We start from the raw sequence: 19,169 nt of genomic DNA on the forward strand, positions 1-19,169 counted from the left end.
TTTTAAAAAGACATGCAGTGCACACAGTGCGAAAAATTAAACAATAGTACGCGAAATACAAGTTTTCTTGTCATTTTAACCTGTACAGATTGGGAAGTTAAACAAATAGCTTTAATACTATGATAAGGGTAACGGTGAAGGTTGTCAAGTAGTTTTTTACAGTTAACAATTGACAGATTTGTAAACATCAGTATACAGCTCATCAACGCTTGGTTCTTTACTATTTTTGGCAAAACCTTCTGATTTTTTCACTAAATCGCGCACTTCTTTGTCAATTGCTTTGCATTCTTCCTCTGCAGCAATCTTATTATCTACCATGTACTTCTTCAAAGTGCTTATAGGATCATGGTTTTGCTTCATATCTTCAACTTCTTCTTTTGAACGATAAGTTGCAGGGTCTGACATCGAATGACCACGATATCGATATGTCTTCATTTCAAGCAGGATAGGCCCTTTTCCACTACGCACGTACTTAGCTGCCTCACTTGTCTCCTCATAAACAGAGAAGAAATCCATTCCATCAACTTGCTTTCCAGGAATGCCAAAACCCTCTCCTCTCCTATATAATTCAGTTACTAAAGTTGATCTTTGCACGGAGGTTCCCATGGCGTATCCATTATTCTCTATAATATAAACCACAGATAACTTCCATAAAGCTGCCATATTGAATGATTCGTATGTTTGCCCTTGATTCGTGGCACCATCGCCAAAATACGTGAATACCACGTTGTCTTTTTTCTTATATTTATTAGCAAATGCTATCCCTGTGCCAATTGGAACCTGTGCGCCCACTATTCCATGTCCACCGAAGAATTTTTTTTCAATATCAAATATATGCATTGAACCACCTTTGCCTTTTGAGCATCCCGTCTCTTTACCGGTCAGTTCTGCCATCACAACGTTTGGATCAGAGCCACATGCCAGCATTAAACCGTGGTCTCTATAACTTGTGATAAAAGCATCACCGGACTTTGACGCAGCTTGCGTTCCAACTGCAACTGCCTCTTGCCCTATCGATAGGTGACAGAATCCGCCTATTAAGCCCATTCCATACAATTGTCCTGCTTTTTCCTCAAATCTGCGTATGAGTAGCATTTTCCTGTAGAATCCAATCACCTGTTCTTTAGTGAAATCTTCCGCTTTCATATCTATTTCTTTTTCGTTAAACTCAGATGGTATCAGAAATTTCAACGTTTTGTAATGGATTATTACCACTGGCTCGAAGCTTTTCACGTTATCTCCGTCATTATGTGGATGGCAGGTATGCTCTATTTACCGAGGCTTTACGTCTACCATGCAACCGTAAAGCCAGGATCGGAAAACGATAGCTTACTTCAAATAATGGAGAAAAGACTTCTAAGATTTATCATAAACCCTGCAATGCTCTTTTCGCTTGGTTTTGGCATCACATTAATGGTTATGAGAGAGGCATACCGCGAAGGGTGGTTCCACATAAAAGCACTAGCATTATTCTTTATGTTTGCTGTTCATGGACTACTTGCAAGGCACAGGAAAAACTTTGCAATGGGCTTAAATAGGAAAAGTCATGTTTATTTCCGTATTGTAAATGAAGTTGTTACAGTATTGATAATAATTATAATTATTGCGGTTATCATAAAACCGTTTCGCTAGTCTCATCAATAAGCGCTTAAAAGCATGTTGTCGTTCAGAAAATGGTAGCCCTATTGATATTTTTCAATATTTGTGGTAAAATAGTAATCTAAGGTTTAGAACAAAAGTTTATGACTGAAGCTCAAGGTCCAAATATTGCAGAGTGGCAAGCTCAACAACAACAACAAGAAAACCAAGGAAAAAAGAGTGGCTTTGGTCTTGGTCATAGTGACTCTGTTGCAACAATTGTGGATGGAATGAAATGGTTGTTCAACTTCCATGAAGGAGCAATTGCTGCTTACTGTAATGTGTTCGAAGGTTTGGTAAATGGTAGTAGCTTAGTAACGTTGTTTGGTGAATCAGGTAATATGTTTGGCATAAAGTTTCTTGAAAGCCTTGTAGAACATTTTTCAGGTGGTGGAGGTGGGGAAGATATGCCATCGGAAGGAATAGATACAGGTCACGGTGATGGGGTACTTCACCCGGACGATTATCCCCACGCTAGCAACGAAATGGCTCACGATGCTGAAGGTTTACATGACATGCATGATGCAGGTGATCACCATGGTCAGTCTTTTTCGCCTGGTCCTTCACCATCTGTTGGCGATAACCACGGACATGAGCTTGGTGGTTAAGTCCAGAAACTGCTGGTGAGAATAGGTTTAGCTCGTTTAATTAACGTGAGTTCGTTTTAGTGAAAAAGGTTTCAGTTTTAGGATCAACAGGAAGTATTGGAAAAAAGGCTGTAGACTTACTACTGAAGAGAAAAGAAGAATACCAGATAGAAGCACTTAGTGCCCACTCGAATTTTGCTCTACTGGCATATCAAGCAAAACTGCTAAATGCGAGATATGTTGCTATCTCTGATAAAAGGTTTTATAAAGATTTAAAAGAAAGTCTACTTGGTACAAACATCAAAATAGAAGTTGGCGCTGAAGGTTTAGCAAATGTTGCTTCTTTGCCCGTCGATCTCTCAGTTGTTGCAATAGTTGGCATTGCAGGCCTTGAACCAGTCATGCAGGTTATAGAGAGTGGTACCAAAATCATTGCACTAGCAAACAAAGAAAGTATTGTTTGTGGTGGGAAATTACTACTTAAGAAAGCTAAAAAGAAAAGCGTACAGATAATTCCTATTGACTCTGAACACAACGCAATTTTTCAAGTTTTGCAAAGTGACGATAGATGCGTAGAAAAGATTATACTCACTGCTTCTGGTGGACCATTTCTAAATTGTAGCCTTGAGCAATTAAGAAATATTACAGTAAATCAGGCTCTAAGTCACCCTACTTGGAATATGGGAAAGAAAATCTCGGTTGATAGTGCAACAATGATGAATAAAGCGCTAGAGATAATAGAAGCACATAATTTGTTTAACATTAGCCCAAATAAAATTGAGGCAGTAGTGCACCCTGAATCGATCATACATGGAGTTGTAGTTTACAAGGATGGTTTTAACTTTGCTGTGCTTGCAGAGACTGACATGGCAATTCCCATCTCATATGCTCTGTCTTGGCCAGAAAGGTCAGCTTTGAGTTATACATTAGATTTAACAAAGCAAAAAAAATTGACCTTTCAAGAACCTGATCATAGGCGCTTTCCCGCGCTAAAGCTCAGCATGGAAGTGCTGAATTCTTCTGCTCCACAAACAAATAGTATTGTTCTCAATGCTACAAACGAAATAGCCGTTAATAAATTTTTGAAGTCACAAATCGGCTTTTTAGAGATAGTAAAGGTGGTGAAGTCAACGGTAGAAAGTTTTGATGGTTACGCTGATGTTAACTCGCTATCTGATATAATAAATATCGATTTTGAAAGCCGTGTTATTGCTAGCGAGGCTATTGGGAGTAAAGTTCTCGTGCATAACGGAATTTAATGATCCAGAATATACTCTTTCGTTAAGGGAGATTGAGCATCTTCGAATATTTCTTGAACACTTCCAAATTCAACAATCTTGCCATTACAAAAGAAGATTACGCTATCAGATAGCTTTTTAGCTTGTTTCATCGAATGAGTTACCATAATTATGGTAAATCTTAATTTTAGCTCTTGTATAAGATTTTCGATCGCATTGGTTGCCATTGGATCAAGAGCGGAGCATGGTTCATCCATTAATAAAATAGTTGGCTTCACTGCAATTGCACGGGCAATGCACAATCTCTGTTGTTGGCCACCAGATAAATCCAATGCGCTATCCTGCAATCTATCTTTCAGCTCTTCCCACAAACCGACCTTAGTTAAACTATTTTCCACCATTTCATCTAATTTTTGCTTATTCTTCACCATGCCATGCAATTTGGGTCCATAAGCAACGTTATCATATATTGACTTTGGAAAAGGATTGGGCTTTTGAAATACCATGCCAACTTTTGCTCTAAGTAGCACAACATCCATATCACGTGAATATATATTACCTAGCCCGTTGATAACCAACTCACCAACAGCTTTGCACCATGGTACATAATCATTCATGCGATTAAAACAGCGCAAAAAGGTTGATTTACCACACCCAGATGGCCCGATAAAAGTAGTAACTTTTCTTTTATAAATATCCAAATTTATATCGAATAAAACTTGTTTAGAGCCATACCAGAGATTTAAATTTTTAACAGAGGCACGTGTATCATTCATATCACGTCCTGCATTGAATAGAGTCCCGGTGTTTCTCTTTTGTTTTCATATAGCCATATTGCTGCTTGAACAGCACCTTTAGCAAATGTTGTGCGATTGATTGCTTTGTGATTTAATTCTATCCGTTCATCAGAATTAACAAACATTACACTATGGTCTCCTATCACTCCACCTCCACGAGATACTGCAAAACCTATTTCTCCCTTTTCTCTTATTTTTAGATAACTATGACAATACTGTTGAAAATCTCTTTTTGAAGCGCTAGCAATTGCTTTACCAAGTTCTATAGCTGTTCCAGATGGCGAATCTTTTTTTAAGCTATGGTGCATTTCCCAAATTTCAGCGTCGTATTCGTTACCTAAAAGCTCAGCAGTTTTTTTTACCAGTTTCAACAATACATTAACTCCAACGCTCATATTTGCCGACCATAACATCGGAACCTCAGCAGCATACTTTTTTAAATCGATACTTTCTATTCCAGTTGTACCACTAACTAGCGGTTTTTTAAATTTCACAGCCGCCTTAAGGCAGTCTAACATACATTCCTTAGTTGTAAAATCTATTACAACGTCAGATGACTTAAATACGTCACTAATAGAACTTGTAACTTTGATTCCTAAATTGAAGCTGTGGCCTATAATTGGCCCTATATCTAAGCCTACGTATTTACTATCTGCACGGGCAACAGCACCTGCTATCTCTACTTTGGTATTTGTGGTCAATTCACTGAGTATTTTTTTGCCCATTCTGCCTAAACAGCCTATTACTCCAACTCTGATTTTCATAAAGCTTTTTATGTTATATTAGGCTTTTTTTGAAACTTTGTCATCCTTGTAAGCATAGCTTAGACCTCTCTATAATTCAAAATGAATATATATCTTATTGAGCTACATACCAAGTTGCTTTGCCTTTTCCATGCTGAGTGATGTGATTACCCTTTACAAGATTAGATACATGCTTCTTTAAGGTACTTCGGTTTGCTTTAGTGATATTTTCTAAATCCTTAATTGTAAGACGTCCATGTTTGCTAAGTAAAACTACTATTTTAGCTGAAAGTGGTGGCAAATAAAGATTCAACATTTTTTCATGTGACACCTTTTCCTCAAGATGAGACTTTTGCTTTTGTAGTGATCTTAAAAAGAACATAAGCCATGGACTAAAGTCATAGTTGCCAGCCTTTAAAGACTGTTGAGTGCGACGCAAAGCTAAGTAATAACTTTCCTTGTTACTTTCAATTATACTTTCAAGAGAACTGTAAGGTACGTAGGCATACCCTAACTTTAGCAACAAGAAAGTTGTAAGAATACGTGATAATCTTCCATTTCCATCTTGAAAGGGATGTATAGCTAAAAAAGTAACTATAAAGATGCCGATAATTAATAGAGGATGCGATGATTTCGCTTCTAATTGCTGGCCAGTCCAATAGATAAGTTCTTGCATCTGTGTCACTGTTTCGAATGGAGAAGATGTTTCAAAAATTATGCCTAAGCTTTTTCCAGATTCATCAAACGCTTCAACATGATTGGGAAATTTCTTATATTCTCCCATGTGCCTTTGATCTTTATGTGAAAATTGTAAAAGCCAGATATGAAACTGTTTTATAACGTTTTCTGTAAATGGCATATTTTCAAAGTTTTGAAATACCTCTTCACACACATACGCATATCCAGCTATTTCTTGTTCATCCCAAGAACGAAATGATCGTGTATCAAGTTTGGATAATAATTGCTCAACTTCACGGTCTGATAGTTTTGCTCCTTCAATACGAGTAGAAGAACCGACACTTTCAATTGTTGCAATTTTCTTGAGCATTTGTAAACGCTCTGGAGCTAAACTACCAAATAATTGCCATGCTCCTTTAAATTCATCAATTTCAGCAACTAATTTCAGCATTTCAGATGTTATTACAATTTTTGAAATGTCAAACATATCCGTATTTTTATCTAATTATATCCAATTATATCCGAAAACATCCTATTAGTAAAGCAGAAAAGCATACCAAAGAATGAGTTCCGGTAGGCATAAGAGGCCATTTTATGCTAAAATATAATGTTTTGATAAAATCATAAGAAAAACTAAGTTCCAATTTCAGCTACTTACATGACACCACTTTAGCTTCAATATTTGTACATTGGCCATACCCCTAAACGGATACACTAAGTGAGTATGTATAAAGCATGCTCACGCTTATATTTCTGTAGGGCTAAGAATTTTAGTGGAACAAGCAACTAGGATCAAATTGGCGACCACAAACTAACGCTCTACCAACTGAGCTACGCCCGCAAAGTATAAAATTTCTGATACATCAGCACAGAAAGTGTAAAATTTCTAACATACCAGCACAAAAAGTCAATTGACTATTTAAGTAGATTCTTTTACTTCAAACTGTATTATAGTTTGAATTATATGTAAAATCGTGGGGTTGCTAATAAATTCAGCATACTCGTTTATCGGTGGTGTGGTACTTAACTTTATGCCTTGTGTTTTTCCTGTTCTTTCTTTAAAAGCAGCAGCAATAATCAATGGCCCTAGCAACTCATTTAAACTGAAGTTAAATGGCATAGCCTACACTCTTGGAGTATTGACTAGCATGTTAATATTGTCCTTAATGCTATTAGCATTACGTAACATAGGTTATGCAATGGACTTGGGTTTTCATATACAGTCTCCTGTTTTGGTACTAATATTACTATATGTAATGTTTGTAATAGGCTTATGTTTTCTTTGTAGCTTGTCTGATATTTCTCTCATATTTTCTCGTTCAGATAAAGCTAATAGCAGTTTTTTCGGTGGAATGTTTTCAACATTGGCTATAATTCCCTGTATCACACCTTTTATGGCACCTGCCATAGGTTTTGCTCTTACTCAGTCATCAATACTTATTTCTATTAGCATTTTCTTATTTCTTGGCTTAGGCATTGCACTTCCATACTTCATTGTATCATTTTTTCCTAACACACTTGAATTTTTACCAAAACCTGGTGAGTGGACAGCAGCATTGAAGCATTTCCCACTCTTCTCTGTATCTTTATCCATTATTTGGCTGTTTTGGATGTTGACCAAAGAGTCAAACACGGTACCTATACTAACTGGGCTTCTAAGTTCTGCATTTAGCGTATGGATATGGATTTTTAATGATAATATAAAGCCACTCATCAAACCTGTTATTTCTACACTATTCTTACGTTTAATCCATCATCGTTCATCTTACCCAAAGCAGCGCAAAAAGTCACCTTTCAAAGCAACTTACAAACCTAGAAAATAATTTCTCTCAAATGGTGAAATACTTTTATTCATGTTTTTACTATTACGGTAACTATATTGAACTTTTTACATAGTTCTTGAACTAATACCAATCCTCGCTACACAGAAAGCGGGCAGACGAAAATGGAAAAAAGCCATAGCGTCATCCAATAGAGACAAAAAAAACTACTTGACAACTTTCGCCATTCCTTTTATCATAATATTAAAGCTATTATTTAATTTCCCAATCTGTACAGGTTAAAATGACAAGAGAACCTGTATTTGGCGTACTATTGTTTAATTTTTCGCACTATGTGCACTGCATGTCTTTTTAAAACTTCGGGTTTTTACCCATACAAGCTCAAACACGCTTATAAGTCGTTTAAGACATCACCCAACGCCGGATTTTAAAATAGAGAGTGGAATAACTAGCTACCTTGGAGTTTTATTGTCTTTTTCCTCTGTCTGGTAAGTTTCTTAAATATTATAGCTTAGACTAGTTGCACTTAAAAGCAGCTAAATTGCAGCGTTTAAGGCATAAAAACGTCAATACTAAAAATAAACAATAGCTAGGGTTTCTTTTGCTTTTTTTTCATTTAGTAAATTTCTTAAATATTTATTACTAAAGTAGTATTCTGGATCCCAGATATAAGTGTCCACTACTTGGATGACAAGAAAAGGCTACTTGTATGACAGGAGAAAGGGCTACTTGGGTAATATCCTCTTGTTAGGCTCAAATCACGATGTTCGTGTATGCTAAAGGGTGTATTGCTAGTCAAAAAATGACTGTGCAAAAGACCTAATAACATGTATAATTTATAAACAATCTTTGAGATAGATTATGAAACTAGGCATTAACATCGATCACGTTGCAACTCTCCGCAACGCACGCGGAACTTCTTACCCAGATCCATTGAAAGCAGCAGAAATAGCTATTGATGCAGGAGCAGATTTTATCACCGTACATTTACGAGAAGACAGAAGACATATTAAAGATGAAGATGTGTTTAACCTGAAAAAAAACATCGAAACTGAGCTAAACCTTGAAATTGCAGCTACAGAAGAAATGCTTGGAATAGCAAAAAAGGTAAAACCCTATTCGATTAATATAGTACCAGAAAAAAGAGAAGAATTAACAACAGAAGGTGGCTTGGATATAATTAACATGTACAGCAAACTCTCTAGTATAATAGAGGAGATGCATAGCATTGGTATAAAGGTTTCACTGTTTATCAATCCAAATATCAATCAGCTAAAATATCTTGAGAAGCTAGAAGGAAAGCCTGACATAATAGAAATTCATACAGGGGATTACTGCGATAATCCATCAGAGGAAAAATTACAATTAATTACCAATGCTGTAGGATACGTCAATAGATTAGGAATAGAATGCCACACAGGACATGGCATAACCTATACACACGCTAAAAGAATAAAAGAAATACCTCACATCTCAGCTCTCAATATAGGCCACTTTTTAATCAGCGAAGCTATATTTTACGGCTTACACAGCGTAGTAAAAACAATAAAAACGATAATCTCTAACTAACTACTGCTTTTTCTTTTTCATTCAAAACAGTTAAAAGAGTCTTGCTCGCTTTAAATTTCACTCTTGTCTTTTTAGGGACAGTCATGATCTCACCACTCTGAGGATTACGACATTGCTTCTCCCGACTTATAGCAGTAGAGAATGTACCCACTCCATGCAGACGTATTTCACCTTCTCTATCTAACTCATCTTTTATTATTTTTATAAACGCATCATGAACCTTGCCCAAGTCAGATTTCGTTATATTTATATTCTGACAAGAACAATCTTCTTTTAATTGTTTTACTATATCTTCTTTACTCATAAATTACCTTAATATTGAAAAATTCACATAAACAGCATATTATGTTCATATCAATAGTCAACTAAATTTATCGCGAAAATAGAATATATCATACACTTTTTTTAATATTTGTATAACGCTTAACAAAAAGCTACATAAAAGAATAACTACCTTTTAGAAAATTGACACTCCTTACGAGCCTTGTGTTGACCATATTTTTTACGCTCAACAACACGTGAATCTCGTGTTAAGAACCCCTTTTTGCGCAATACAGAATGTAAGTCTTGGCTTATTTTACTTAAAGCTCTGCTTATTCCATGAGCTAAGGCACCTGCTTGACCAGATAGCCCTCCACCTTTTATCGTAGCAAATACATCATATTTATCGAGCGTAGATGTTACAATAAATGGCATTTTTACCATTTGGCACACTGATTCCCTTTTAAAGTAATCCAGTAGTTTGTCTTTTTGATTAACACTAAACTTCCCGCCTCCTGGCTTTATCCACACTCTTGCTGCAGATTCCTTCCTTCGGCCTGTAGCATATAAACGACCAAGTGAATCAATTACTGGTTTAGTTATTTTTTCTGATTGATTTGTTACAGAATTTTCCATTTTTACTCCATTATTTTTTATTTTTACGATTTAAAGAAGCAAAATCTATCTTTTCAGGTTGCTGTCCTTGATGCTTATGCTCTGGACCAGAATAAACATATAAATTCCCAAAACGCTTACGTGCCATAGGACCATCATCAAGCATTCTTTTTACTGCCATTTCTATTACACGCTCAGGAAACTTACCATTTAAAATATTATCTGGAGTAGTTCTTTTCAAACCACCAGGGTAACCTGTATGCTTATAGTAAATTTTCTCCTTAAGTTTCTTTCCAGTAAAATGCACCTTTTCTGCATTGATGATAATTACATTATCACCACAATCCATATGAGGTGTATACTCAGGTTTATGTTTTCCACGCAATAGCATCGCTACAAATGCTGCAAGCCTCCCTACTACTAACCCTTCTGCATCTATGACAAACCATTTTTTATCGATTTGTTTTTCTTTTAAGAAAAAAGTTTTCATCATCTAAAATTATACAATAGTAAGCTATGGTACACTTAATTTCTAAATAGTGTCAACAACATTAGTTATTGATTATTAAAGCAATTTGTGTTAGTAACTTAGCTGTGTGCGACCAATGTATATAGGAGTAGAATGTTTCGGTTGATTATTACGCTTGCGACCATTTTTAGTGCTATAAGTTGTTACGCAATCGATCTTGAAGAAGTTATAAACAAAGCTATTAAAAATAGTTCAAAACTAAAATCTCAATTCTACCAATACAAAAGCGCAGAAAAGCAGCTAAAATCTGCCGGGTTAGCTGGGTTTTTACCTGAGATTAATTTACGATACAACTTTGATAAGAGCTTTAATCATGAAAAGAGTCTCACTCTTTACCAGAAAATAATAGATGGAGGTGGTACTTTTGCCACATTCAGCCGATCAAGTCACCTTCTCAAGGCAGAAAAGATGCGGTTTCAACAGTTAAAACAAGAGATTGCGCTCAACGCCGTGAAAGTATACGTTGACGTTCTACGCAGGACAGAAATATTAAAATTGAGAGAGCACAAAGAACGCGTTTCTTTGGAGCACTTGTCAGCGATGAAAAAACGCCTTTCTCTTGGAGAGGTTACCAACGCTGAAGTTTCATTAGCAAAAGCAAAGTTTTCATCTTCAGTGTCAGAAAGAGTTGAAGCTGAAGGTAAGTTAAAATTGGCAAACATTGCTTACTTTCACTTAATTGGCGAGGATCCTGATAAACTCTCCGAAGCCAATGATCAATTACCTTCCGTTCCGAAGCTAAATGAATGCTTACAATTAGCAAAAACCAAGAATCTATCTCTAAAAGCAGTGGTTTATCAAAAAAGAGCAGCTAAAATGGAAGTGATTGCTGAAACTTCCAAGTGGTTGCCCTCTTTGAATCTCAGCGCAAGTACAGATCTTGATCGGAGAAACGGAGAAAACGCTTTTCTCGAGAAAGTTTCAGGAAACGTCAATATTGCCTTCATTCTCGATATTCCAATTTTTAAAAGAGGAATCAATGCTTTTGGTATCGGCAAAGCTAAAATGGATGCAAAAAAATCCACCTATGATTATTATGAAACAGCAAAAAATATAGAAAAAGAGGTTGTGAACGCTTGGAATAACGTTCTAACAGCAAAGGCTGTTATTAAAGCAAGTCACGAGGCCGAAAAAGCAGCAGCTTTAGCGTTGGAAGGAGTTGAGCAAGAAGTCAACTTAAATTTGAAAAGCACAACTGAACTTTTGAATACTGAAGAAGCACTATTCAAAGCACGTTCGGGCTTGGTTGAAGCAAAAAGCAACTATGTAATTAGTGTTTATAATTTGCTTTTTATAATAAATAGTATAAATCTCTAAATTTAATGGTATTAGCGTTATGAATGATAGACAAAGCAATCAATCTGTAAAAGATATCCTAGAAAACATAAAAAAAGCCATATCGGGCAAAAACGCCAGTGGTGGTGAAGTGGAAATAGAGAAGGAGAAGGAAGATGATGATGTGCTGTATCTTGAAGAAGAATACTTGGAAGATTCAGAAGAAGATAGTAAAGAAGAGGATAATGAAAAAAAAGACATCAACAACAGCAGTCAGGATAAGGAAATGGTTTTCGATAACACCAAATTTAATATTCATAGTCACAATCTAGGGAAAGAAGAGGTTCGCTTGCAGCATAATACCCAAATGAGCAATAAAAAAGTGGATAACAGTAGCCCACAAACGCAAAATAATGACCATCTAATCTTAAAAGAGAATATGGAAGAGATCAAAGAGTTACTTGAAAGAATGCAAAGTGAGTTACAGCACAAGCAACAAAAAAGAGCAAGTCTTACTGTTGAAGAATTAGTCACATCTCTTTTAAAACCTCAGTTGTCGGAATGGCTAAATAAGTATCTTCATACACTGGTGAAAGAAGTAGTTGAAAAAGAGCTAAAAGACATAATCAGTAATAAGTGATTCTTATAGGGTATTAACAATAAAAACTAGAGTAAAAACAGCCAAAGGCAGAAAACTATCTTCAACCAGGTGGCTGCATCGTCATTTAAATGACAAGTACGTACAAAAAACCAATAAGGATGGTTATAGATCACGTTCGGCATACAAGTTGATAGAAATAGATAATAAGTTTAAATTGTTCCAAAAAGAGCAAAAAGTCATTGATCTTGGTGCTTCTCCAGGTGGATGGTCACAAGTTGCATCTCAGAAAGGAGCGAATGTAGTCGCCATTGACATAAAACCAGTAAATACAATTGCTGGAGTAGAATATATACAATGCGATATAAATGAGCTTGAAATTTTAAGGGAAAGATTTAAAGACCAAAAATTCGATGTAATTTTATCTGACATGGCCCCAGAATCTTGTGGGTTAAAATCGTTGGATCATATCAGAACCATGCTTTTATGCGAAGCAGCATTGAACTTTGCAAAGCACTTCCTAAATCATGGCGGCAAGTTCGTAGTAAAAATTTTTCAAGGAGAGTCTGATAAAGATTTTTACTATGAATTAAAAAAAATGTTTAAAACAGCAAAATACTTCAAACCAAAATCAAGTAGATCTGAATCTACGGAAATGTATTTAGTAGGTTTAGACTTTGTCGGTGGTCAAGATCTCAAATCATGGTAAAGCCTTCTAATCCTGTTCTACAGCGAATTTTAATGCCATATGAGCAGCTATAATGCTATTGACTATCAGAATGGCAAAAATAAAAGCAGTAATAAGCAACGTGTGAATATTCAAGGATAAACTTTCAAGCTGAACTAGTAATTTAAAATATATAAAGACCGGCATTATAATTGGCAAAACAAGAATTTGCGACATTCCCAATACTAAGTTGTTTCGACCAATCATTAATGCATTTCCAACAGCTGAAATATTGATTACTATCAACGTGCTGAGCAATAAAGATAAGCCTACTGCTATTGAGTGTTCAGTATTATTACCAAGAACTACAAAGCTGAATATGGAAGAAATCACTGAAATCGGTAACCCAAACAATAACCAGTGAGCAAAAATTTTACAAGTAATTATAAACTTAGAAGAAAGCGGCTGTATGAAAATTTGCTCTAATATTCCGTCATGATAATCAGAAGCAAATAAATTATTTGTAGAGATTTGTAAAACAAATGTAGCACATATCCATGTTAATGTTAACATAACTTCTTGTTCACTGTTATTTTCAAGTGTGAACAAAGATAGGCTCAACATTACAATAAAAACACATATTATATAGGTAAAGTTCTTATCATATATTGCTAATTTTTTTATTAAGCCGATCATACCAGGACTTTAAATGTTTATTATAAATTATAGTGTTTACTTATAGGTAGTATAATTTCTTGTTCGCAAATTATACAGGTTTTATTGTCTAGTTATACAGTTATGGAAGAGTTACCAAAAATAAAATTACCAGAAGATTACACTCCTTCAGAAGACGAAGAATACATGAGCGTAAAGCAGTTAGAGTATTTCAGCTCAAAGTTGCAATCAATGCTTGCTGAGCTGGAGAAGCAAGAACTAGAGGATAGTGCATATTATTCTGATGAAGACAGTGGAAGCGAAAAATTAATCCAGCACAGAAAAGACAGAAAGGAAAAAATTAAGGAAGCGTTAGAAAAAATAAAATTAGGCACCTACGGTTATTGCGAAGGAACAGGGGAAGAAATAGGAGTCGAAAGACTTAAAGCTAATCCGCTTGCCATATATTGTATTGAAGAGCAGGAGAGATTAGAAAAAGAAAAGAACATGTACAACACTGAAGACTAATGGAAATGCTGGTATGACAACCGTTTGAATTAGTGTATGCTGAAAGTGCTGTACCTGAGGCACTATAGCCTTTAACAGCTACTTGCCCTTTTTAAAAGGCATGCTTTCATTAAACAAGCAGACTGTACTTGACCCGTTCCTTAAGGTAAACACCGAGCCCACTCTTTCAATTATAAGATAATCATCAACTGTACGAAAATTTACTAGAGATTCATATCCTGCAGAGTCAACCATAAAGACTGCTGGAAAATCAGAATTTGTCTTATGAAATTGCAGATATGTGAATTTCCCGTCATCAAAAACTTTAATTGGTATTATTGACTCACTACCTTTTGCATGTGAGATGGAATAATTAAAATTTAAGCCTTTCTTCACAACCTCAATATCACTTATGTCAGGAATAGTGTTGGGATTAGCTTGCTCGAGGATATCACCGTTGTTGGTTGTGTAAATTTCATCACTATTGAATAGTGGATAAAGAAACCTTACTTCATACGCTAATCTTGGATCTTCCAATCCAGTTGCTTCCTCAGCATGAAGCTCAAAGTAATAAACTCTTTTGTCAGTAATTATAGTTGCGTTAGTGTCAGCGATATCATCTATAGGTTTGATAAATAACCTGTTACCTTGAGGAACGAGCTGCCAACCAGTTGGATCACCCATTGAAAGGTTCTTTATTTCTTCACCTGGCTCAAATAATATGCTCGACTGGTAACCATAAAAACCAGTGTACTTATGTATAGCCTGTGGATTATAATTGATGACCTTTATGTGACTGTCTGCAGCTATTGAACGTGGTTCCTGTTTTGCAAGTGCATCACCACCACAAAAAAACAACAGCACAACAAACAGTAAGCTAATCATAATATTAAATTATACACAGGTCATCATTTTATCACTGAGAGACATAAACTGCAACTATTAATACCAATTCCCATTACACAGAGAGCATACAATTTATTGAATTTGTTACTTCGCGCCAAAATAATGGAGTATGTCTCTCCATCATTCAATAGCAATAACATTATGTCTAATGTTATTGACAATTTTATCAGCTTACTATATACTAATAGTGTGAATTACGTTGAGTTTATTTATGTGCTCTATCAGCAATCAAGACAAGCAAGTTATTATAAAAAACCTAGAAAAAATTGACAGCGAGTTAAAAGGAGAATCTAAAAGATTTGACAATGCAAAGGAGTCTGTGACAGTAGGACGTCGTAAGCCTGTTGTTGAGGGAGTATTAGAACACTTAAAAAGTCCTTCCACCACTAACTACAATATTATGATTGACGCAGAAACTGGATTTGGCAAGACCTACGATATTGGGTTGCATAGTTACATATTGGCTCAAGCAGGGTTTCATCATCTAGTTACAGTGCCAAATAATAATTTAGTGAATCAAGCTAAAAAAATGATAGGTGACGCATTTTCTTTAAGAATTGAAACACCTGAAACTACTCAAGGAATTGAAGATTTACTGAAAAACACTGAACCTACAGCAATTATAATAACACATGATTTGCTCTTACAACAAAAAGATGGCCAAAAACTTGGAAATCGAAGCGGTGAAAAACCTAAACTGTGGATCAGCATTGATGAAGCAGACAGCATTAGCCAACAACAGGCTTTTGAAAATATGTGTCAGCTTGATAGAAAGTATCCTACAACCTATCTCACTGCAACTACAAAAAGAAGAATCTTAAGCAGATGTGGGAAAATTATCAGCCCTGCAAGATCAAGTAGATGCTGCATTGTAGATACTATAAAAACAACTGGTATCATAAAAAAAACCAATGGAGAAAAATTTGGTCGAATATTAGCAACTGGTGTTGCTCTCTATGTCATATCTTCAATTGCCTTGTTTCCTATTATAAATATCCACGTTACTGCAATAGCTGCACAGATCGGTTTCACTTCAAATCTTAGGCTGTACCTTTTTCTGATTAATAGTTCCAAGTATATAATTTCCGTTATCGTCTTTTTTATGATAACGGCGCCAGTCATGTGGGTGTTCAGCAAAATTGCTGGTGTAGAGTTAAAGCAACTGTTCTTAAGGGCTTTCGCTAATTTATTTGAAGTCTTATCTAGTAAATGTAAATCTAGCCCAGCCCACGAATACATTGAAAAATGCGAAGAAACTTTTTACCACAACAAACTTGTTGATACTGATGATTTATTAACATCTGTAAGGTGGAACATACAAAGTCCAATTGGAGAAAATGCTCTGATTTTGACATATGATTTAGATAGTATAATGAATCTTATTTCTATATTTCAAGGCAAAGATGATGAAGTATATGGAAATGGGAAAACATACACGCGCTATAGCATTTATAATTCGTGTAAGCCTGATAAAATGTTGTACAAGGATTACAGACTAAATTGCGCTCAGTCAAATTTTATAAACTGTGTTAAAAAGCAATATTCCAATCTAACAGAGGAACAAATATCCGAGTTAAGTGAGAAAGTGGACTTTAGCGATACTCATAAGTATTTAAAATATAGAGTAATGCATTCAATGATTGACCTTACGCTCTCATTTTTAATGGAGTGTGATAACATCGCTTTAGATAAACAAAGAAGAGAAGATTTAAGCAGGTTAACCAGAAGCGTTAAAGATAAGATTGGTGTTGTAGATGATGACAAAGTTGTAGATTTTCTAAAGAAAAAAGGCTTTGATGAGGAATTTGCTCAAGATAAACTTCTGCCACAAATAAAGACAGCGATTGAAGCACTGGGTAAATGTAGCAATGAACAATGCAAGCTAATAGTGGATAACTGGCATTTAAGTAAAGAAATGCATGACCTTATAGAAAAAAAAGAGGGTGTACTGCACAACCTCAGCAGTTTCTGTGAAGATAATATGTGTATTTTTGTGGGGTTTAAAAGAGGTTACTTTGGTATTGAAAAAGACAAACCCTTTAAAATATCTAAACTCAATGGCAAACACAGTGTTAAACGTTGTGATTATTTGCAAGGAAACGTTAATGCATTAGCTAAATGTGCATTGACAACAGTCGTAGATGGATCGAAAGGTCGTGGTTTTGACAGCGAGTATAATCACGTTGCATCAATATTTACGGATTCAGCTAGTCAATTTAACGATCCAACTGAAGCTTTGCAGAATCTTGGAAGAAATAGGGAACGCAATACTAGTAGACAGTCGTGGTTTTTTGCAGTTGCAGGTGAAAAAGTTGAACTATTTGTGGACAAGGTTTTAGCGAAGTTAAAAAGCCCACCAAGATATTTTTGCCAGAAGGTGCTATTTCCAGCTGTTGACAGATATAGTAAGTTGGTAAAGAACAGAATGGGAGTTGAGCTTGGAACAAAAATGGAAATCTACATTAGTGAAAATATGGACGCGTTAGGAAATATTAATGATAAAGATCTGCAAGATTTTTCATATGGTTTGATAAAAGAAGCGTATGAAAAAGTGCATGATATGAATGATTTTGACGTAGAGAAGACAGAAAAAGACTCACGTAAGATTGCCAAAAGTACAGAAGAATATCTTCGCTCATATAGAAATAGAATAATAAACGATGGCAAACCGCTTTTCTTACAAAGAGTACTCTTCTTTATTTTAACTACAATTACCAAAGCTGCTTATTATGTAAATTTTGCATTCGATTATGTAATCTTTTTAGCCAAATCATGTACTTTGAATGAAAAGGATGATGAAAAGGTGTTAGCATATGCTTATGTGATCAGGCATTGTAGCCTTGAAAGTTTTTTAAAGTGTTCAAGTATCATTCGTGAACACTTTAAGCTGCTACAGGAAAAAGTAGAGAATTTACAGAAAAAATATACCCTTAAAGAACCACTTGAATTGCTAACAAATGGATTACAGAGCACAGGTGAAAAAGAACGGTTAGTTAAGCTTCTAGAAACAACAGTAGGTCTTCTTCAAAATGAAAATTACATTGAAGCACTGGATAAATCTATCTACTCATTGTTATCAACAAAAGAAGGAAAAAAATGTTTATCAACAATATTAAATACAATATATTCTCAAAATAACAATAATGATAACAAGTTAAAGAAAATTATTGACTTTAAAAAGAATTTAAGTGAGTTCAGTAATTTTCTAAAAAACATCAAAAATAGCTCATTGGAAGATCTAGAGCAAGTTTATAAATGGATATGTGAAATCAATCAGGAAATTATTAATTGCCAAGCCTATTATCATAACATTAATACTTTATTTGGTTTCGGTGAGCCAAAGCTAAAAACTGATCATCCATTATTTAATATTAGAACTGTGTATAATAAAGAAACGTTTACTAACTCTTATGGCAAGTTACATAATTCACATTCCAAGTTGCTATTTTTTGCAAAATTCAATTATATGGCAAGGTACGTTATCGTTATATCTTTATCTTTATTGCCACTTGCTCTCACAGACTCTCTTATTGCTCAAGTGATTTCTTTTTTGGTAGTTTCAGCTATGCTTTTAATGGACTACAATTATCCTGAAGCGTCTAGAGGAGTTATATTTTGTGCAAATATTCAAAATGATTCACGTTCTGCCGTTAATGAACTAAGCTTATTAAGTAAGCAGTTCGAAGTTGAATGCATGGACAAAGTAGCCAATGACATTCCTGCTCACTTATCTTCAATATTAACACAACAAATATCCAGTAGTGTAGAAACTGTATACACTAGAGCTTAATCAGAGAATTTTCCTGGGTGGATGGTCCGAATACTGTCTTTATTTGACTCAAGCTCAAGGCTTTTAACTAGATGAAATATAATTCCTTAGCTTTTTGATTTCATCGAGGGAAAGTCCGGTAATTTGAGCTATAACATCTATAGAGACACCGGCCTTAAGTGAGTTTTTAGCTACAGCTATTTTAGCGTGTTTTTCTCCTCTCTCTTCGCTGATTTGGATGCCTTCCTCTCTCCCCTCCGCTCTGCCTTCTTGTCTGCCTTTTTCAGTAGCATCATCAAGTTTTTGAGCGAGAATAGCTTTCTCATCACGGATACGCTTTATTTCTTGTTCATATGC

The 19,169-nt window shown here is 35.3% G+C and carries 20 protein-coding genes and 1 pseudogene; 10 read left to right on the top strand and 11 right to left on the bottom strand.

The genetic code is table 11. The features are described from left to right. Positions 1 to 162: 162 nt before the first annotated feature. Positions 163 to 1,146: a pyruvate dehydrogenase (acetyl-transferring) E1 component subunit alpha gene (gene pdhA / locus GO685_RS00070; protein ID WP_175937031.1), complete on the bottom strand. Its 984-nt coding sequence runs from the start codon at positions 1,144 to 1,146 to the stop codon at positions 163 to 165. A gap of 54 nt (positions 1,147 to 1,200) precedes the next feature. On the opposite strand from pdhA, the gene hemJ reads away from it, so the two are divergent. From hemJ to dxr, 3 genes are all read left to right on the top strand, one after another. After that, positions 1,201 to 1,632, top strand: coding sequence for a protoporphyrinogen oxidase HemJ (gene hemJ / locus GO685_RS00075; RefSeq protein ID WP_175937013.1), 432 nt, complete (start codon positions 1,201 to 1,203; stop codon positions 1,630 to 1,632). Between the two features lie 110 nt (positions 1,633 to 1,742). After that, positions 1,743 to 2,246 (top strand): hypothetical protein, encoded by a 504-nt coding sequence (locus tag GO685_RS00080; protein ID WP_175937014.1) that lies wholly within the window; start codon positions 1,743 to 1,745, stop codon positions 2,244 to 2,246. A gap of 59 nt (positions 2,247 to 2,305) precedes the next feature. Further along, positions 2,306 to 3,484, top strand: coding sequence for a 1-deoxy-D-xylulose-5-phosphate reductoisomerase (dxr, locus tag GO685_RS00085; RefSeq protein WP_175937015.1), 1,179 nt, complete (start codon positions 2,306 to 2,308; stop codon positions 3,482 to 3,484). Here dxr and pstB read toward each other — a convergent pair. The 4 genes from pstB to GO685_RS00105 all read right to left on the bottom strand — a co-directional run bounded on the left by pstB (position 3,481) and on the right by GO685_RS00105 (position 6,801). Continuing rightward, a complete protein-coding gene (pstB, locus tag GO685_RS00090) occupies positions 3,481 to 4,239 on the bottom strand; it encodes a phosphate ABC transporter ATP-binding protein PstB (protein ID WP_175937016.1) in 759 nt (252 codons plus the stop codon). The genes dxr and pstB overlap by 4 nt on opposite strands. Next, positions 4,236 to 5,024 (bottom strand): 4-hydroxy-tetrahydrodipicolinate reductase, encoded by a 789-nt coding sequence (gene dapB / locus GO685_RS00095; protein ID WP_175937017.1) that lies wholly within the window; start codon positions 5,022 to 5,024, stop codon positions 4,236 to 4,238. Before dapB ends, pstB begins: the two co-directional genes overlap by 4 nt. Positions 5,025 to 5,118: 94 nt before the next feature. Further along, entirely contained in the window at positions 5,119 to 6,168 is a 1,050-nt protein-coding gene (locus GO685_RS00100; RefSeq protein WP_175937018.1) for a Fic family protein, read from the bottom strand. 432 nt (positions 6,169 to 6,600) lie between these two features. After that, positions 6,601 to 6,801: a hypothetical protein gene (locus GO685_RS00105; RefSeq protein WP_175937019.1), complete on the bottom strand. Its 201-nt coding sequence runs from the start codon at positions 6,799 to 6,801 to the stop codon at positions 6,601 to 6,603. Between GO685_RS00105 and GO685_RS05900 the strand changes: the two genes are divergently transcribed. Next, positions 6,713 to 7,504 (top strand): cytochrome c biogenesis protein CcdA, encoded by a 792-nt coding sequence (locus GO685_RS05900; RefSeq protein WP_458695288.1) that lies wholly within the window; start codon positions 6,713 to 6,715, stop codon positions 7,502 to 7,504. The genes GO685_RS00105 and GO685_RS05900 overlap by 89 nt on opposite strands. 819 nt (positions 7,505 to 8,323) lie before the next feature. After that, positions 8,324 to 9,031, top strand: a complete 708-nt coding sequence (locus GO685_RS00120; protein WP_175937022.1) for a pyridoxine 5'-phosphate synthase — start codon at positions 8,324 to 8,326, stop codon at positions 9,029 to 9,031. Here the strand turns inward: GO685_RS00120 and GO685_RS00125 are convergent. The 3 genes from GO685_RS00125 to rplM form a co-directional block, all read right to left on the bottom strand. Continuing rightward, positions 9,024 to 9,335 (bottom strand): HU family DNA-binding protein, encoded by a 312-nt coding sequence (locus GO685_RS00125; protein WP_175937023.1) that lies wholly within the window; start codon positions 9,333 to 9,335, stop codon positions 9,024 to 9,026. The genes GO685_RS00120 and GO685_RS00125 overlap by 8 nt on opposite strands. Before the next feature lie 146 nt (positions 9,336 to 9,481). Continuing rightward, positions 9,482 to 9,928, bottom strand: a complete 447-nt coding sequence (gene rpsI / locus GO685_RS00130) for a 30S ribosomal protein S9 (RefSeq protein ID WP_175937024.1) — start codon at positions 9,926 to 9,928, stop codon at positions 9,482 to 9,484. A 10-nt stretch (positions 9,929 to 9,938) separates the two neighbouring features. Then, entirely contained in the window at positions 9,939 to 10,397 is a 459-nt protein-coding gene (gene rplM, locus GO685_RS00135; protein WP_175937032.1) for a 50S ribosomal protein L13, read from the bottom strand. A gap of 132 nt (positions 10,398 to 10,529) precedes the next feature. Here rplM and GO685_RS00140 point away from each other — a divergent pair, with 132 nt between their 5' ends. The 3 genes from GO685_RS00140 to GO685_RS00150 all read left to right on the top strand — a co-directional run bounded on the left by GO685_RS00140 (position 10,530) and on the right by GO685_RS00150 (position 13,018). Beyond that, a complete protein-coding gene (locus GO685_RS00140) occupies positions 10,530 to 11,753 on the top strand; it encodes a TolC family protein (RefSeq protein WP_175937025.1) in 1,224 nt (407 codons plus the stop codon). A 19-nt stretch (positions 11,754 to 11,772) separates the two neighbouring features. Further along, positions 11,773 to 12,351 carry a PopZ family protein gene (locus tag GO685_RS00145; protein WP_175937026.1) on the top strand — a complete coding sequence of 193 codons (579 nt, stop codon included), beginning with the start codon at positions 11,773 to 11,775 and terminating at the stop codon, positions 12,349 to 12,351. Between the two features lie 73 nt (positions 12,352 to 12,424). Further along, complete coding sequence (locus GO685_RS00150) at positions 12,425 to 13,018, top strand: RlmE family RNA methyltransferase (protein WP_218939186.1); 594 nt, start codon at positions 12,425 to 12,427, stop codon at positions 13,016 to 13,018. Between the two features lie 6 nt (positions 13,019 to 13,024). Here GO685_RS00150 and GO685_RS00155 read toward each other — a convergent pair whose 3' ends face one another. Beyond that, the gene (locus GO685_RS00155; protein WP_175937027.1) at positions 13,025 to 13,672 is read right to left on the bottom strand and encodes a heme exporter protein CcmB; all 648 of its coding nucleotides are present in this window, start codon (positions 13,670 to 13,672) and stop codon (positions 13,025 to 13,027) included. 102 nt (positions 13,673 to 13,774) lie between these two features. Here GO685_RS00155 and GO685_RS00160 point away from each other — a divergent pair, with 102 nt between their 5' ends. After that, a complete protein-coding gene (locus GO685_RS00160) occupies positions 13,775 to 14,158 on the top strand; it encodes a TraR/DksA family transcriptional regulator (RefSeq protein WP_175937028.1) in 384 nt (127 codons plus the stop codon). Between the two features lie 78 nt (positions 14,159 to 14,236). Here the strand turns inward: GO685_RS00160 and virB9 are convergent, their stop codons facing one another. Next, positions 14,237 to 15,022 carry a P-type conjugative transfer protein VirB9 gene (gene virB9 / locus GO685_RS00165; RefSeq protein WP_175937029.1) on the bottom strand — a complete coding sequence of 262 codons (786 nt, stop codon included), beginning with the start codon at positions 15,020 to 15,022 and terminating at the stop codon, positions 14,237 to 14,239. Between the two features lie 232 nt (positions 15,023 to 15,254). Here virB9 and GO685_RS00170 point away from each other — a divergent pair, with 232 nt between their 5' ends. Next, positions 15,255 to 18,833, top strand: a complete 3,579-nt coding sequence (locus GO685_RS00170; protein ID WP_175937030.1) for a DEAD/DEAH box helicase — start codon at positions 15,255 to 15,257, stop codon at positions 18,831 to 18,833. 63 nt (positions 18,834 to 18,896) lie between these two features. On the opposite strand, the pseudogene GO685_RS00175 reads toward GO685_RS00170, so the two are convergent. Further along, positions 18,897 to 19,169 (bottom strand): annotated as a pseudogene (locus GO685_RS00175) (Rpn family recombination-promoting nuclease/putative transposase); the annotation flags it as partial.

Origin of the sequence: Wolbachia endosymbiont of Madathamugadia hiepei, from assembly GCF_013366855.1 — a bacterium.
Taxonomy (GTDB): Bacteria; Pseudomonadota; Alphaproteobacteria; order Rickettsiales; family Anaplasmataceae; genus Wolbachia.